Source organism: Cellulomonas aerilata, from assembly GCF_007991755.1.
In the GTDB taxonomy this organism is placed as follows: domain Bacteria; phylum Actinomycetota; class Actinomycetes; order Actinomycetales; family Cellulomonadaceae; genus Pengzhenrongella; species Pengzhenrongella aerilata.
Genome location: NZ_BJYY01000002.1, coordinates 1 through 15,552 on the forward strand (window position 1 = coordinate 1; position 15,552 = coordinate 15,552).

The following is a 15,552-nucleotide window of genomic DNA, read 5'->3' on the forward strand; positions in this document are numbered from 1 at the left end:
CCTGCGCGCCGACGCCCTGCCGGACGGCGTCGTGCGCGCCGACGTCCTGCCGGACGACGTCCTGCGCGAGGGCCTGCTGCCGGACGGCGACCTGCCCCGGGACCTGCTCGAGGACGACCGGACGGCCGCCGTCCGCCGGGAGCCGGCGCCGCTCGCCGTCCTGCCCGAGCTCCCGTAGCGCCGGACGCCACCCACACCGGGACCGACGCCCCGCACGATGTGCGGACCGGGCGCGGTACCCGTCAGAGCTTGCGCAGCCGCGCCCGCTGGACGGAGTGGTCCGCGCCCTTGGTGAGCACGAGGGTCGCGCGGCTCCGGGTCGGCAGGATGTTCTGCAGGAGGTTGGGCGCGTTGATGGTGTCCCAGATGCGCTCCGCCCGCTCGACCGCCTCGTCGTCGGACAGGTCCGCGTACCGCCGGAAGTACGACTCGGGCCGGGCGAACGCCGTGCGCCGCAGGGACAGGAACCGGTCCACGTACCACTGCCGCACGTCCGACGTGCGCGCGTCGACGTAGATCGAGAAGTCGAAGAAGTCGCTGACCGCGAGCTCGGACGACCCCTCGCCGGCCGGACGGGCCGGCTGCAGGACGTTGAGGCCCTCGACGATCAGCACGTGCGGCCGCCGGACGACGACCTCCCCGCCGGGGACGATGTCGTAGGTCAGGTGGTCGTAGACGGGGGCGCGGACCTCGGGACGGCCCGCCTTGACCTTCGACAGGAACCGGACCAGCGCCCTGCGGTCGTAGGACTCGGGGAACCCCTTGCGCTGCATGAGGCCGCGGCGCTCGAGCTCGGCGTTCGGGTAGAGGAACCCGTCGGTGGTGATGAGCTCCACGCGCGGGGTCTGCGGCCAGCGGGCGAGCAGCTCGCGCAGGAGCCGCGCCGTCGTCGACTTGCCCACCGCGACCGACCCCGCCACGCCGATGACGAACGGGGTGCCGCCGGAGTCCTCGCCGAGGAACGTGCTGGACGCCTCGTGCAGGTGGTGCGTCGCCTCGACGTACAGGTTGAGGAGCCGGGACAGCGGGCGGTAGACCGCGTCGACCTCCGCCAGGTCGATGGGGTCGCCCAGCCCGCGCAGGTGCTCCACGTCGCCGTCCGTCAGCGGCAGCGGCGTCGAGCCGGACAGCCGGGTCCACGCCTGCCGGTCGAGCTCGACGTACGGGGTGGACGGGGTCAGGTCGAGGCTCGGTGAGGCGGGGACGGGCACGTGGGCAATCCTGCCCGACGGCGGCCGGTGTCGCGGCAGGGGCCGTCGGGGGCGCCGGTAGACTCGGGTCCCATGTGCGGAATCGTCGGGTACGTGGGAAGTCGTCGGGCGGGCGGGCGTCCGCTCGAGGTCGTGCTCGAGGGGCTGCGGCGCCTGGAGTACCGCGGGTACGACTCCGCGGGCGTCGCGCTGGTGTCGCCGGAGGGCGGCGCCGGGCTGGTGACGGCCAAGAAGGCCGGCAAGCTCGCCAACCTGGTCGGGGAGCTGCAGGAGCGCCCGCTGCCGGACGCAACCGCGGCGATCGGGCACACCCGGTGGGCCACGCACGGCGTGCCGAACGACCTCAACGCGCACCCGCACGTCGCGGGGTCCCTCGCGGTCATCCACAACGGCATCGTGGAGAACTTCGCGACCCTCAAGGCCGAGCTGCTCGCCGACGGCGTGGAGTTCCTGTCCCAGACGGACACCGAGGTCGCGGCCCACCTGCTCGCCCGCGCCTACGCCGACAGCGGCGACCTCCCGTCCGCGATGCGCACCGTGGCGCGGCGGCTCGAGGGCACCTTCACGCTGCTCGCCGTGCACGCCGACGTGCCCGACGTCGTCGTCGGCGCGCGGCACGACTCGCCGCTCGTGGTGGGCCTGGGGGACGGCGAGAACTTCCTCGGCAGCGACGTGGCCGCGTTCATCGCCCACACCCGCGACGCCCTGGAGCTCGGCCAGGACCAGGTCGTCACGCTCGGCCCCGACGAGGTGACGGTCACCGACTTCGACGGCGCCCCGGTGCAGCCGCGCCGGTTCACCGTCGACTGGGACGCCGCGGCCGCCGAGAAGGGCGGCTTCGACTCCTTCATGGACAAGGAGATCCACGACCAGCCCCAGGCCGTGGGCGACACCCTGCTCGGCCGGACGGACGTGGACGGCCGGCTCGTGCTCGACGACCTGCGCATCGACGAGGCCGTCCTGCGGTCGATCGACAAGATCGTCGTGGTCGCGTGCGGGACCGCCGCCTACGCGGGCCACGTCGCCAAGTACGCCATCGAGCACTGGTGCCGGATCCCGGTCGAGGTGGAGCTCGCGCACGAGTTCCGCTACCGCGACCCGGTCGTCGGCCCGCGGACCCTCGTCGTCGCGGTCTCCCAGTCCGGGGAGACGATGGACACCCTCATGGCGGTCCGGCACGCGCGCGAGCAGGGCGCCAAGGTGCTCGCCATCTGCAACACGTACGGGTCCACGATCCCGCGCGAGTCCGACGCGGTGCTCTACACCCACGCCGGACCGGAGATCGCCGTCGCGTCCACCAAGGCGTTCCTGTCCCAGATCACCGCGGCGTACCTGCTCGGCCTGTACCTCGCGCAGCTGCGGGGCAACAAGTTCCCCGACGAGATCGTCGAGATCTTCGACCAGCTGCGCGAGATGCCGGGCCGGATCCAGCAGGTCCTGGACCGCGCCGACCACGTCCGCAAGGCGGCCCGCGAGATGTCCGACGTCCCGTCGGTGCTGTTCCTCGGCCGGCACGTCGGGTTCCCGGTCGCGCTCGAGGGCGCGCTGAAGCTCAAGGAGCTGGCGTACATCCACGCCGAGGGCTTCGCGGCCGGCGAGCTCAAGCACGGGCCGATCGCGCTGATCGAGGAGGGGCAGCCGGTGTTCGTCATCGTGCCGTCCCCGCGCGGGCGCGACTCCCTGCACTCGAAGGTCATCTCCAACATCCAGGAGATCCGGGCCCGCGGCGCGCGGACGCTGGTGATCGCCGAGGACGGTGACACCGCGGTCGAGCCGTTCGCGGACGAGGTGTTCTGGGTCCCGCAGTGCCCCACGCTGCTGTCGCCGCTGCTGGCCACCGTGCCGCTGCAGGTGTTCGCGTGCGAGCTGGCGACGGCGCGCGGGCTGGACGTCGACCAGCCCCGCAACCTCGCCAAGTCCGTCACGGTCGAGTAGCGGCCGGCGAGGACCGGTGATCATCGGGGTCGGCATCGACGTCGTGGACGTCGCGCGCTTCATCGCCACCTTGGAGCGCGCGCCGGGGCTGCGCACGCGGCTGTTCACGCCGGACGAGCGGCACCTGCCGCCGGCGTCGCTCGCGGCGCGGTTCGCGGCCAAGGAGGCGATCGCCAAGGCGCTCGGCGCCCCGGCCGGCATGAGCTGGCAGGACGCGACCGTGCGGCGCACCGCGGGCGCCCAGCCGGTGGTCGAGGTGGTCCGCACGGTCGCGGCCCGCGCGCAGGAGCTGGGGGTCGCCCGGTTCCACCTGTCGATATCCCACGACGCCGGGATCGCGTCGGCGGTGGCGATCGCGGAGGGCGACCCCGCGTAGCGACGCGGGGCCGCCCCCTGCTGCCGTCTCCTTCACGCACAGCAGGGACGGCTGGGGCGCAGCGGGTCCGGTCCCGGGCCCGCGGGGCCCGAGCGGGAATCAGCCGCGCAGGGCGGGGATCACCTCGCGCTCGTACAGCTCGATGCCGGACCGGTCGTACGCGGCGTCGGCGAAGTACGAGATCGCGTACGTCATCCCCAGGCCCTCGAGCTCGGTGAGCGTCTCGACGACCTGCTCCGGGGTGCCCACGAGCGGCCCGTTGCGGATGTCCTGGATCACCTCGTCCGCCTTGTCCGGGACGGTGCGGCGGTAGTGGTCGTGGATCCATGCCAGCTTGTCGTCGACGGCGGCCTGGTCCGCTCCGATGACGACGTTGTAGTTGGCCGAGCGGACGATCTGGGAGAAGTCGCGGCCGACGGCCTCGCAGTGCCCGCGCAGCACCTCGGACTTGTGCGTGAACACGTCCGGGGTGCCGGTGAAGTTCGTGTAGGCGGCGTGCTGGGCCGCGATCCGCAGGGTCTTCTTCTCCCCGCCACCGGCGATCCACAGCGGGGGGCCACCGGCCTGCAGGGGCAGCGGCGCCAGCTGGGCGTCCTGCACCTGGTAGTGGCGACCCTCGAACGTGGCCGTCCCCTTCTCCCAGAGCTGGCGGAAGATCTGCACGCCCTCGTCCAGCATGGCGAGGCGCTCGCCGGCGGTGGGGAAGCCGTACCCGTACGCGCGCCACTCGTGCTCGTACCAGCCGGCGCCGATGCCCATCTCGACCCGGCCGCCGCTGATCACGTCAACCGTGGCGGCGACCTTGGCGAGGTAGGCGGGGTTCCGGTACGCCATGCAGGTGCACATCTGGCCGAGCCGGACCCGCCGGGTGCTCGCCGCGTAGGCCGCCATGAGGGTCCAGGCCTCGTGCACGGCCTCGCCGTTCGGCTCCGGGACGGAGTGGAAGTGGTCGTAGACCCAGATGGACTCGAAGGCGTCGCCGTCGTCGGCGTGCTTCGCGAGGCCGTGCATGACGTCCCAGTGGTCCGCGGCGTCGATGCCGGTGAGGTCCTGGCGCCAGCCCTGGGGGATGAAGAGTCCGAATCGCATGCGCCGGAACCTACCCGCGGCCCGGGGCGCGCGCCGGGCGGCGTCCGCCCGCCGGCCGGGAGGTCGCGACGGACGGCACCCGGCATGATGGCCGCGTGATCGTCGGGTACACCGCCGCGCAGGTCCGGGCCGCCGAGCAGCCGCTGCTGGACGCGGGTCCGCCGGGTGCCCTGATGCACCAGGCCGCGTTCGGGCTGGCCGTCCGGGTCGCCCGGCTGCTCACCGACCGGCGCGGCGGCGTGCGGGGGGCGGACGTCGTCGCCCTGGTCGGGCCCGGGAACAACGGCGGCGACGCGCTCCTCGCCGGGGCCGAGCTCGCCCGTCGCGGTGCGGGCGTGACCGTGGTGGCGACGTCCGCGGCCGTGCACGACGGGGGCCTGGCCGCGCTGCGCGCCGCCGGTGGCACCCTCCTGACCGTGGTCGACGGCGGTCCGGGCCGGCGCGTGTGGGTGGGTGACGCGCTCGCGGAGGCGGTCAGCGCCGACGTCGTGGTGGACGGGCTGCTCGGCATCGGCGCCCGGGGCGCAGTCCGCGCGGAGGCGGCCGAGCTGGTCACGCTCCTCGCCGAGCTGCTGGCGCAGGACGTCGCTCCGGCGGTGCCGGACGTCGTGGCGGTCGACGTCCCCAGCGGCATCGGCGTCGACGACGGCGACCTGCCCGGGCCGGTGCTGCCCGCGGACCTCACCGTCACGTTCGGCGCGGTGAAGGCGGGCCTCCTGCTGCCGCCCGCGGCGGGGCTGGCCGGTGACGTGGAGCTCGTCGACCTCGGCCTGGACCTCACGGGCTCCACACCGGCGGCGGCCCGGCTGGAGGTGTCCGACGTCGCGGACCTGTGGCCGGTCCCGGCCGCCGCGTCGCACAAGTACACCCGGGGGGTCGTCGGCGTGGTGGCCGGGACGGCGCTGTACCCCGGGGCGGCGGTGCTCGCGACGACCGCGGCGGTGCTCTCCGGCGCCGGGATGGTGCGGTACGTGGGACCCGCCGCCGTCGGGCACGCGGTCCTGGCGGCGCGCCCGGAGGTCGTCGTGGGGCACGGCCGGGTGCAGGCGTGGGTCGCCGGCCCCGGCGTCGACCCCGCGGACGCGGAGCAGACCGGGCGGGTGCGGGACGTCCTCGCGGAGGCGCTCGCGGCCGGCCTGCCGGTCGTGGCGGACGCCGGTGCGCTGGGGCACCTGCCGGACCACCTGAGCCCGTGGGTGGTCCTCACCCCGCACGCCGGTGAGCTCGCCACCCTGCTGTCCGTGCGCGGCGAAGAGGTCGACCGGGAGCGCGTCGAGGTCGACCCGGTCCTGTGGGCCCGCCGTGCGCAGAGGGTGACCGGGGCCACGGTGCTGCTCAAGGGCCCGACCACGGTCGTCGTGGGCGCCGGTGGGGCGGTGTGGGCGCAGTCCGACGGACCGGCATGGCTGGCGACGGCGGGCTCGGGGGACGTGCTCGCCGGGCTGCTCGGCACGCTGCTCGCGGGGTGCGCCGACGAGGTGCTGGAGGACCCGCCGCTCGTCGCGGCCCTCGCCGCCGCGGCCGCGCTCGTCCACGGGCGGGCGGCGCACCGGTCGAACCCGGGCGGTCCGGTGCACGCCCTGGGCGTCGCGCACGCGCTGCCGGGGACCGTCGCCGATCTGCTGCGCGGCTGACCGTCCGGGCGCGGCGCGGACCCCGGGCTGACCGCGGGGCGGGGTGCAGGGTGGCGCGCGGCGGCAGGCGTCGCTGGTGAAGCGCTGCCGACCCGGTGCGAGACTGGCGCCCGTGAGCCGCTACCCCGCCCGCGCCGTCGTCGACCTCGGCGCGATCCGGTCCAACGTCCGTGCGCTCGCGGCGCACGCGCCCACGGCGCAGGTGATGGCCGTCGTCAAGGCGGACGGGTACGGGCACGGCCTGCTGCCCGTCGCGCGGGCCGCGGTCGACGGCGGGGCGACGTGGCTGGGCGCCGCGCAGGCCGACGAGGCGCTGGCCCTGCGCGCCGACGGTCTGACCTGCCGGGTGCTGACCTGGCTGCACGCGCCCGGCGTGCCGATGGAGGCGCTGCTGCACGCGGACGTGGACGTCGCCGTCGCCGCGCCGTGGGCGCTGGACGCGGTCGTCGCGGCGGCCCGGGCGACCGGCCGGACGGCGCGCGTGCACCTCAAGGTGGACACCGGCCTCGGACGCAACGGGCTGATGCCCGACCAGCTGCCCGCGGTGCTGGACGCGGCGCTGCGCGCGCAGGCCGAGGGGGCGCTGCAGGTGACCGGCGTGTGGTCGCACTTCGCGTTCGCCGACGAGCCGGAGCACCCGACGGTGCGGCGGCAGGCGGAGGTCTTCGCCGACGCCGTCCGGCTGGTCGAGGGCGCCGGGGCGACGCTGGAGGTGCGGCACCTGGCCAACTCGGCGGCGACGCTGACCAACCCGTCCGTGCACTACGACCTGGTGCGCCCGGGGCTCGCGATCTACGGGCTGTCGCCCGTGCCGCAGCTCGGCGGTCCGGGGGCGTACGGGCTCACCCCCGCGATGACGCTCGAGGCCGACCTGGCGACCGTCAAGCGCGTCCCCGGCGGGCACGGCGTCTCCTACGCGCACGCCTACACGACCCCCACCGACACGGTGCTCGGGGTGGTGCCGATCGGCTACGCCGACGGAGTCCCGCGGCACGCGTCGGGCTCCCTGCCCCAGCGACCGGGCGGACCGGTGCGGGTGGGCGGCCGGCGGACCGCGGTGGCCGGCCGGGTGTGCATGGACCAGTTCGTCGTGGACCTCGGGCCGGACGCGCGGGACGCCGCGGGCGACCGGGTGGAGCTGTTCGGCACCGGCGCCGACGGCGGCCCGACCGCGGAGGAGTGGGCGCAGGCGGCGGGCACGATCTCCTACGAGATCGTCACCCGGGTCGGGGCGCGGGTGCCACGGGTGTACGTGGGGGAGCGGGACGGCGGACCCGCCGACGACCGGGCCGGCGCGGTCGCCGCGCAGTCGGCGGGTGGTGCCGCGTGACCGCGGGGACGGTGAGCCGGGTCGAGCTGCCGGACGCCGCCGCGACGCGGGACCTCGGCCGTGCGCTCGCCGCGGTGCTGCGCGCCGGGGACCTGGTCGTCCTGACCGGTGACCTCGGCGCGGGCAAGACCACGCTGACCCAGGGGATCGGCGCGGGGCTCGGGGTGCGCGGCCAGGTCGCGTCGCCGACGTTCATCATCGCCCGCGTGCACCCGTCGGTGTCCGGCGGGACCCCGCTCGTGCACGTGGACGCCTACCGGCTGGGCTCGCTCGACGAGGTCGACGCCCTCGACCTGGACACCGGCCTGGACGAGTCGGTGACGGTCGTGGAGTGGGGCGAGGGCCTGGTGGAGGGCCTGGCGCAGGACCGGCTCGAGGTGACGATGCGCCGTCCGCGGGGCGGGGAGCCGGACCCGGACGACCCGTCCGCGGGGACCCGGGTCGTCGAGGTCCGCGCGGTCGGGGAGCGCTGGGCGCGCGTCGTCCTGCCGGGAGTGCCGGTCGAGCAGCAGGTCGGGGAGCCGGTCGAGGGGCCGGTCGAGCCGCAGGGTGGCCGGTCGTAGGCTGACCGCCGTGCCCGTCCTCGCCCTCGACACGTCCGCGGCCGTCGCCGTCTCGCTCGTCACCGACGACGGCGTCCTGCTCGCCGCACGCTGCGCGAGCGAGGACCGGCGGCACGCGGAGCTCCTCGGCCCGATGATCACCGGCGTGCTGTCCGACGCCGGCGTGGGGCGTCAGGACCTCACCGCGGTGGTCGCCGGCACCGGGCCTGCGCCCTTCACCGGGCTGCGCGTCGGGCTGGTCACCGCACGCACGCTCGCGCTCGCGCTGGGCCTGCCGGTGCTGGGGGTCCCGTGCCTCGACGCGCTCGCGCTGCAGGCCGCCCGGGACCTGCACCTCGCGGCGGGGACGGAGGTGCTCGCCCTCGGCGACGCCCGACGCCGCGAGGTCTACTGGGCGCGGTACCGCGTGACCGGCAGCGCCGGGGCGTCCGCGGACGCCGGGGACCCGGCGGCTGGGCCCGACGGCCCGGACGTGGAGCCGCTCGGGGGGCCGGGGGTCGAGCGTCCGGCGCAGCTCGCCGCGGACGGGACGGCGGACGGCGCCGTCGTCGTCGGTCGCGGCGCGACGCTGTACCCGGACGTCCTGACCGTCGCCCACGGCGCCCCCCTCGACCCCGACCCGGCCGTGCTCGCCCAGCTCGCGCTGCTGCGCCGGGCCCGGGGCCGGGAGCAGCCGTCGGAGCCGCTCTACCTGCGCCGGCCGGACGTGATGGAGCCGGCCGCCCGCAAGCGGGCGAGCGGATGACGGGCCCGACCCCGGCGTCGGCCCGGCTGCGCCCGCTGACGGCCGGGGACCTGCCCCGCGTCGCCGACCTGGAGCGGGAGCTGTTCGGGACGTCGGCGTGGTCGCCGGCGATGCTCGCCGAGGAGCTCGCGGCCGACGGGCGGTCCTACGTCGCCGTCGACGCCGCGATCGAGGGGCGCCGGGCGGACGTCGTCGGCTACGCCGGGCTGTGGTTCGACGGCGAGGACGGCCAGGTGATGACGATCGGCGTCGCGCGGCAGCACCAGGGCACGGGCCTGGGGCGGCTGCTGATGTCCTGGCTCGTGGACCGGGCCCGGGCGGTCGGCGCACGGTCGGTGCTGCTCGAGGTGCGGGTCGACAACGTCCCCGCGCTCGCGCTGTACGAGCGGTCCGGGTTCACGCGGATGGGGCGGCGTCGCGGGTACTACCAGCCGGAGAACGTCGACGCCTGGACCATGCGGCTGGACCTCGCCGCCGGTCCTGCCTCGTCCGTGGGCGCCGGCGGGACGGCGGACGCTGCCGGCGGGACGGCGGTGACCGCGTGAACGACTCGCGTCGCGACGCCGTCCTGGTCGACGCCCACGAGCTCGCCGCCCGGCTCGACGGCGGCGACCCGGTCGTGGTCCTCGACGTGCGGTGGGCGCTGGGCCGGACGGACGGCCGGGAGCAGCACACCGCGGGGCACGTCCCCGGGTCGGTGTACGTCGACCTCGACACCGAGCTCGCCGCGCCGCCGACGCCCGCCGCGGGCCGGCACCCGCTGCCCGACGCCCTGGACCTGCAGGCCGCGGCGCGCCGGTGGGGCGTGCGCGCCGGGGTGCCGGTGGTCGCGCTCGACGCGGTGGGCGGCACGTCGGCGGCGCGGGTCTGGTGGCTGCTGCGGTGGGCGGGGGTGCCCGACGTCCGGATCCTCGACGGCGGCCTGGCCGCCTGGGTCCGCGCCGGCGGTGAGCTGCAGACCGGCGACGTGCGGCCCCCGCCGGGGGACGTCGTCCTGCACCCCGGCGCGCTGCCCACCCTGGACGCCGACGCGGCCGCGGCGCTCGCGGGCTCGGGGGAGGGCGTGCTGCTGGACGCGCGTGCGACCGAGCGGTACCGCGGCGAGGTGGAGCCGGTGGACCCCCGCGCCGGGCACGTGCCGGGTGCGGTGAGCGCGCCGACCACGGCGAACCTGGGGTCCGACGGGCGGTACCTTCCGGCCGACACGCTGCGGTCCCGGTTCACCGCCCTCGGCGTGACCGGCGACGGCACGGTCGGCGTCTACTGCGGGTCGGGGGTCACCGCCGCGCACGAGGTCGCGGCCCTGGCGTCGATCGGCGTCGACGCCGCGCTCTACCCCGGGTCGTGGTCGCAGTGGTCCTCGGACCCGGCGCGACCGGCCGCCACGGGCGCCGAGCCGGGCTGACCCGGACCTGCGGGAGGGCACCGCGGTCCGACGACCGCGGTGCCCTCCCGTCCGTGCCGGCCGCTCAGACCGTCGCGGACACCTGGTCGAACTCCAGGCGCGGCGCGCGCGGCCGGGCGGACTCCGGTCCGGCGGGCGTACCCAGGTTGAGCACCATGAGCGACTTCCAGCCGTTCCCGGCGAAGAACTCGGCATCGATGCCCGCCGCGTCCATGCCGCCCATCGGTCCGACGTGCAGGCCCGCCGCGCGCAGACCCACGATCAGGTAGCCGATCTGCAGCATGGCCGAGGACCGGGCGAGCGCCTCGCGCGCGGCCGGGTCCGGGAACCGGTCGCGCACCCCGGGCAGGTGCGGCACGAGCACGTCGAGGTGCTCGTGGAAGTTCGGGTCGGCGGCCGCGACGACCGTCAGGGGGGCGGCGAGCACGCGGTCGCGGTTGCCCTCCGCCATGTGCGCGGCCAGGCGCTCGCGGCCCTCGCGAGTGCGGACCAGCAGCAGGCGCAGCGGGACGGTGTTCATCATGGTCGGGCCCCAGCGCACCAGGTCGTAGACCGTGCCGACCTGCTCGTCGCTGACGTCGCCGTCGGCGAAGGTGTTGACGCTGCGAGCCTCACGGAAGAGCAGGTCGGCGACGTCGTCGCCGATCGCGAGCCCGCCGGGGGAGAAGTCCAGGTCGTCCAGGGACGTGGTGTCGGTGCTCATGGCTGGTCGAACACGCAACGACCTCCCGCGCGTCCGGTCGGCGGCGTGGGGTGGGTCACACCGGCCCGCAGGGCTCTGGGCGGCGGCCGCCGGCGTCCGTGGCGCGTCGCCGCCCGTGACTACCCTGTCCGCATGACTTCCCCGCTCGTCCTCGGTATCGAGACCTCGTGCGACGAGACGGGCGTCGCACTCGTGCGCGGCGAGGAGCTGCTGGTCGACTCGGTGGCCAGCTCCATGGACGAGCACGCCAGGTACGGCGGGATCATCCCCGAGGTCGCCTCCCGCGCCCACCTCGAGGCCATGGTCCCCACCCTGCGCCGCGCGCTGGAGGTGGCCGACGTCGACCTGGGGCAGGTGGACGCGATCGCCGTGACCGCGGGCCCGGGTCTCGTGGGCCCGCTGACGGTCGGGACCGCGGCCGCGAAGGCGCTGTCGATCGGTCTGGGCGTGCCGCTGTACGGGGTGAACCACGTGATCGGGCACGCCGCGGTCGACGAGCTCGTGCACGGCCGGTTCCCCGACCGCGTGATGGCGCTGGTGGTGTCCGGCGGGCACTCCTCGCTGCTGCTGGTCGACGACATCGCCACCTCGGTGACCGAGCTCGGCTCGACGCTCGACGACGCCGCGGGGGAGGCGTTCGACAAGGTCGGGCGCCTGCTGGGGCTCCCGTACCCCGGCGGTCCGCACATCGACCGGCTCGCGCGCGAGGGGGACCCCGAGGCGATCCGGTTCCCGCGCGGCCTGACCGCCGCCAAGGACCAGGGCAGGCACGCCGACGACTTCTCGTTCTCGGGCCTGAAGACGGCGGTCGCGCGGTGGGTCGAGGCGCGGCAGGACCTCGGCCAGCAGATCCCCGTCCACGACGTCGCCGCGTCGTTCGCGTTCGCGGTCGCCGACGTCCTGACCGCCAAGACGATCGCCGCGTGCCGCCGGCACGACGTCGGCACGCTCGTGGTGGGCGGCGGCTTCTCCGCCAACTCCCAGCTGCGCGACCTCATGGCCGTGCGCTGCGCCGAGGCGGGGATCGAGCTGCGGATCCCGCCGATCCGCTACTGCACGGACAACGGCGCGATGATCGCCGCGCTCGGCGCCGCGGTGGTGCGGCGGGGGCTGCCGCCGTCGGAGCTCGACCTGCCGGTGGACTCGTCGATGCCGCTGACCCGCATCACCGTCTGAGGTCCGACCCGACGCCGTCCCGGCGGACCCCCGGGCCCGTCGGACGCCGGCCGTGCCCGGCGGCGGGGCGCGGCAGGTCCGCGGTGAACCACGCGCGGCCCTGTCCCGTGGACGACATGCGGGCTTAGGGGGCCGGCGCGACGGACGAACGCGACGAGGTGCTGCATGGCGGACGACGAGCTGCGGGTCGAGATCACGGACGCCGACATCCGTACCGCCAAGCGGGCCTGGCTCGCGGCCCGCGACGGTGGCGCACCCGAGGACCGCGTCCAGCGGCTCTTCGACGGGTACGAGCGACTGGTCAACGCCCAGGCGCAGCAGATCGCCGACGACTTCCGCCGTCGCCGCGACTCCCGCTGACCGGGGCGGCACGCGTCCCGGGGGACCGTCCGGGACCGCGCTCGCGGACGCCGGGCCACGGACCGCCGGGACGGCTCGTCACGCAGGCCCGGTCGGGGCCGCCGCCCGTCACGTCCAGTGCCGGTGCGCGTGGACCAGCCGGCGCTCCGCTGCCGCCTCACCCGCCACGTCGCCGCCGACCTCTCCGGTCGACGCGTTGACGACGAGACTCGACAGGGACGGCTCCCCGCGGCGGGCGCAGTCCTCGGAGAGCAGGTCCAGCAGCCGGCCCATCCCCTGCACGAGGTACGGCAGGCCGAGCTCCTCGCGCAGCTCCCCGTACGTGACGGTCTCCCCTGCCCGGGCCGCCTCGACCAGCCGGTCACGCACCCGCGGCAGGCACGCGGACGCGAGCTCGGTGACGGTGACCGTCCGTCCCCGCACGACGACCTTCTCGCCCGTGCGCAGCGTCGACGTCATGCCGGGATCATGGCAGTCGGGCCCGGCCCAGGCGCGGGCCGGGTGCCGGGATGGCCGGTGCAGGGGTGCGGCCGGAGCCGAGCGGTCCGCGCCCGTGCCGGCGCGACGGCGTCTACAGGGGCTTCCCGGCACGCATCTCCGCGACGAGCGACGCCACCACGGCGTCGAGCTCGCCGCCGTGACGCCGCGCGACCGCCCGCTGGCGCTGGTAGGACGCGCCGCGGTCGAGGATCGTGTGGACGCCGTCGAGCTCGTCCGTGCAGCCCAGGCGCGCGGCCGTCGGCTCCAGGTCGGCGAGCAGCTTGCCGACGGCGTCGGTGACGAGCTGCTCCTCGCCGGCCTCGTCCAGGATGATGATCGCGTCCATGCCGTAGCGCGCCGAGCGCCACTTGTTCTCCTGCACGAACCACGGCGGCATGACGGGCAGCTCGCGGCCCTCGTCGAGCATGGTGGAGAAGTGCTCGACCAGGCAGTGCATGAGAGCGGCCAACGCCATCAGCTCGTGCTGGTTCGTCGCGCCGTCGCAGATCCGCATCTCCAGCGTCCCGAACCGGGGCGAGGGCCGCACGTCCCACCGGATCTCGTCGAACTGGTCGATGACGCCGGTGTGCATCATGTCGGCGACGTAGCCCTCGAGCTGCTCCCAGCGCTCGAACTGGAACGGGAGCCCGGCCGTCGGCAGCTGCTGGAACATCAGCGCACGGTTGGACGCGTAGCCGGTGTCCTTGCCGCCCCAGAACGGGCTGGAGGCGGACAGCGACTGCAGGTACGGCAGCGCGGTCAGGATCGCCCGGGAGATCGGCAGGACCTTGTCGCGGTCCTCGATGCCCACGTGCACGTGCACGCCGTAGATGAGCATCTGCCGGCCCCACCACTGCGTGCGGTCGATGAGGGTCTGGTACCGCTGCTTGTCGGTGACCTTCTGGTGGGACCACTGCGCGAACGGGTGCGTGCCCGCGCACATGAGCTCCACCCGGAGCGGGTCGGTGACGGCGCGGACCTCCTCGATGGCCCGCTGCAGGTCCGCGCCGGCCTCGCCGACCGTCCGGCAGACCTTGGAGACGATCTCGACGGTGTTGAGCAGCAGCTCCTGCCGGACATTGGGGTGCTCCCCGCCGTCGGCCGGGCGCAGCGCGTCCAGCACCGTCGCGGCGACCTGGCGCAGGTCACCGGAGTCGGAGTCGACGAGGGCGAGCTCCCACTCGATCCCGACGCTCGAGCGCTCGGAGTGGGCGAACGGGATCTGCATCACGGCACCTCCGGGTTGGTCGTCGGCGGGTCCACCGGCTCCACGACGAGGACCTGCTGGGCCCCGCCGACCCTGGTCAGCACGATCGTGCCCTCCGCGTCGCCGCGCAGGTCGAGCTGCTTGCGCAGCTGCTCGGGGACGACGGCGGTCCCACGCTTCTTGATCGTCAGCCGGCCGACGCCGCGCTCGCGCAGGTACGTGCGCAGGCGCTTGAGCCCGAACGGCAGCGTGTCCAGCACGCGGTACGTCGTCGCCAGCGGGGTGAGGTGCAGGGCGTCGGACGTCACGTACGCGATCGTCGGGTCGATCAGGCGGCCGTCCACCTCGGCCGCGACCTGCGCGACGAGGCCGGCCCGGATGACGGCGCCGTCCGGCTCGAGGAGGTAGGCGCCGACCCGGCCGACCGCGGGTGGGCCGACGTGCTCGTCCTGCACGGCCACGGCGGAGCGGTCGCGCAGCACCAGGGCGCTGCGCCCCGGACCGTCGACCCGCAGCGGCCCGAACCACAGCCCGGCCTCCACCACGTCGCCGTCCATGGAGACCCACTGGGTCTCGGCGTCGGCGGGCAGCGCGCTGTGCGGGATGCCGGGGCCGACCTTGATGCCCAGCGCCGGCACGCGCTCGCGCAGCGCCTGGACGGCGTCCAGCGGCGGCTCGTAGGCGGCGGGGTCGAAGACCCGCTTGCCGGACGACACCCGCCGCGCCGGGTCCGCGTACAGGCCGTCGACGCCCTCCGCGGCGAAGTCGACGGCCAGGCCGTCCGCCTGGCGCACCTCGGCCTCCGGGAAGTGGCGCAGGTTCACCGTCGCCAGTGCCGCGGTCAGCTCGTCGGTGTCGGTCGCGAGCACCGACAGCCCGACGCCCGCGAACGCGAGGGAGTCCGCGCCGATCCCGCAGGTCAGGTCGGCGATCCGGGTGACACCGGCGGAGACGTACCGGCGGGCGTGGTGCGCCGCCACGGTGAGCCGGGTCGCCTGCTCCAGGCCCGAGGGGGTGAACAGCATGCCGTCGGCGAAGGAGTCGAACTTCGCGTGGGCCCGGGCCCGCAGCCGGGACTGGGTCAGCGCCGCCGCGACCAGCTCTGGGTCGACGCCGTCGCGGCGCAGGCGCTCGGACAGCGCCATCGTCCGGCCCTCGTCGTACGGCGGCAGAGCCGACAGCAGCGCCCACCCCTCGGGGCTGAGCAGCTTCGTGAGCCCGGCGGCGTCCATGCGCCGATCCTGCCACGCGGGCAGGGCCCGGACGCGGTGCGGGCTTAGCACTCGCCTTGACCGAGTGCTAACCCGTTCCTAGAGTGACCGGTGGCACTGCGGCGCT

At 75.6% G+C, this 15,552-nt stretch carries 16 protein-coding genes; 10 read left to right on the forward strand and 6 right to left on the reverse strand.

Going from position 1 to position 15,552, the window contains the following annotated elements; all coding sequences use genetic code 11:
- Positions 1–242: 242 nt before the first annotated feature.
- On the reverse strand, positions 243–1,211 hold the full coding sequence (gene coaA, locus CAE01nite_RS03260) for a type I pantothenate kinase (protein ID WP_146899920.1): 969 nt from the start codon (positions 1,209–1,211) through the stop codon (positions 243–245).
- A 72-nt stretch (positions 1,212–1,283) separates the two neighbouring features.
- Here coaA and glmS point away from each other — a divergent pair, with 72 nt between their 5' ends.
- Positions 1,284–3,146, forward strand: coding sequence for a glutamine--fructose-6-phosphate transaminase (isomerizing) (gene glmS, locus CAE01nite_RS03265; protein ID WP_146899923.1), 1,863 nt, complete (start codon positions 1,284–1,286; stop codon positions 3,144–3,146).
- A gap of 16 nt (positions 3,147–3,162) precedes the next feature.
- On the forward strand, positions 3,163–3,522 hold the full coding sequence (locus tag CAE01nite_RS03270; RefSeq protein ID WP_146899926.1) for a holo-ACP synthase: 360 nt from the start codon (positions 3,163–3,165) through the stop codon (positions 3,520–3,522).
- Positions 3,523–3,621: 99 nt separating this feature from the next.
- Here the strand turns inward: CAE01nite_RS03270 and CAE01nite_RS03275 are convergent, their stop codons facing one another.
- Positions 3,622–4,611 carry an LLM class F420-dependent oxidoreductase gene (locus tag CAE01nite_RS03275; RefSeq protein WP_146899929.1) on the reverse strand — a complete coding sequence of 330 codons (990 nt, stop codon included), beginning with the start codon at positions 4,609–4,611 and terminating at the stop codon, positions 3,622–3,624.
- 95 nt (positions 4,612–4,706) lie between these two features.
- Between CAE01nite_RS03275 and CAE01nite_RS03280 the strand changes: the two genes are divergently transcribed.
- The 6 genes from CAE01nite_RS03280 to CAE01nite_RS03305 all read left to right on the forward strand — a co-directional run bounded on the left by CAE01nite_RS03280 (position 4,707) and on the right by CAE01nite_RS03305 (position 10,288).
- Positions 4,707–6,245: a bifunctional ADP-dependent NAD(P)H-hydrate dehydratase/NAD(P)H-hydrate epimerase gene (locus CAE01nite_RS03280; RefSeq protein WP_146899932.1), complete on the forward strand. Its 1,539-nt coding sequence runs from the start codon at positions 4,707–4,709 to the stop codon at positions 6,243–6,245.
- 112 nt (positions 6,246–6,357) lie between these two features.
- On the forward strand, positions 6,358–7,575 hold the full coding sequence (gene alr / locus CAE01nite_RS03285) for an alanine racemase (RefSeq protein WP_146899934.1): 1,218 nt from the start codon (positions 6,358–6,360) through the stop codon (positions 7,573–7,575).
- Positions 7,572–8,138: a tRNA (adenosine(37)-N6)-threonylcarbamoyltransferase complex ATPase subunit type 1 TsaE gene (gene tsaE, locus CAE01nite_RS03290; RefSeq protein WP_146899937.1), complete on the forward strand. Its 567-nt coding sequence runs from the start codon at positions 7,572–7,574 to the stop codon at positions 8,136–8,138. Before alr ends, tsaE begins: the two co-directional genes overlap by 4 nt.
- 10 nt (positions 8,139–8,148) lie before the next feature.
- Positions 8,149–8,883, forward strand: coding sequence for a tRNA (adenosine(37)-N6)-threonylcarbamoyltransferase complex dimerization subunit type 1 TsaB (gene tsaB / locus CAE01nite_RS03295; RefSeq protein WP_146899940.1), 735 nt, complete (start codon positions 8,149–8,151; stop codon positions 8,881–8,883).
- Positions 8,880–9,428 (forward strand): ribosomal protein S18-alanine N-acetyltransferase, encoded by a 549-nt coding sequence (gene rimI, locus CAE01nite_RS03300; RefSeq protein WP_146899943.1) that lies wholly within the window; start codon positions 8,880–8,882, stop codon positions 9,426–9,428. Before tsaB ends, rimI begins: the two co-directional genes overlap by 4 nt.
- The gene (locus CAE01nite_RS03305; RefSeq protein WP_186816396.1) at positions 9,425–10,288 is read left to right on the forward strand and encodes a sulfurtransferase; all 864 of its coding nucleotides are present in this window, start codon (positions 9,425–9,427) and stop codon (positions 10,286–10,288) included. The genes rimI and CAE01nite_RS03305 overlap by 4 nt, the downstream gene beginning before the upstream one ends.
- Positions 10,289–10,352: 64 nt before the next feature.
- Here the strand turns inward: CAE01nite_RS03305 and CAE01nite_RS03310 are convergent, their stop codons facing one another.
- Positions 10,353–10,991: a malonic semialdehyde reductase gene (locus CAE01nite_RS03310; RefSeq protein ID WP_146899945.1), complete on the reverse strand. Its 639-nt coding sequence runs from the start codon at positions 10,989–10,991 to the stop codon at positions 10,353–10,355.
- A 132-nt stretch (positions 10,992–11,123) separates the two neighbouring features.
- Here CAE01nite_RS03310 and tsaD point away from each other — a divergent pair, with 132 nt between their 5' ends.
- Entirely contained in the window at positions 11,124–12,167 is a 1,044-nt protein-coding gene (gene tsaD, locus CAE01nite_RS03315; protein WP_146899948.1) for a tRNA (adenosine(37)-N6)-threonylcarbamoyltransferase complex transferase subunit TsaD, read from the forward strand.
- Between the two features lie 165 nt (positions 12,168–12,332).
- A complete protein-coding gene (locus CAE01nite_RS03320) occupies positions 12,333–12,527 on the forward strand; it encodes a hypothetical protein (RefSeq protein ID WP_146899951.1) in 195 nt (64 codons plus the stop codon).
- A 108-nt stretch (positions 12,528–12,635) separates the two neighbouring features.
- Here the strand turns inward: CAE01nite_RS03320 and CAE01nite_RS03325 are convergent, their stop codons facing one another.
- The 3 genes from CAE01nite_RS03325 to CAE01nite_RS03335 form a co-directional block, all read right to left on the reverse strand.
- Complete coding sequence (locus tag CAE01nite_RS03325) at positions 12,636–12,986, reverse strand: hypothetical protein (RefSeq protein WP_146899954.1); 351 nt, start codon at positions 12,984–12,986, stop codon at positions 12,636–12,638.
- Between the two features lie 112 nt (positions 12,987–13,098).
- Positions 13,099–14,235, reverse strand: a complete 1,137-nt coding sequence (locus CAE01nite_RS03330; RefSeq protein WP_146899957.1) for a glutamate--cysteine ligase — start codon at positions 14,233–14,235, stop codon at positions 13,099–13,101.
- On the reverse strand, positions 14,235–15,446 hold the full coding sequence (locus tag CAE01nite_RS03335) for a class I SAM-dependent methyltransferase (RefSeq protein WP_146899960.1): 1,212 nt from the start codon (positions 15,444–15,446) through the stop codon (positions 14,235–14,237). Before CAE01nite_RS03335 ends, CAE01nite_RS03330 begins: the two co-directional genes overlap by 1 nt.
- Positions 15,447–15,552: the final 106 nt, after the last annotated feature.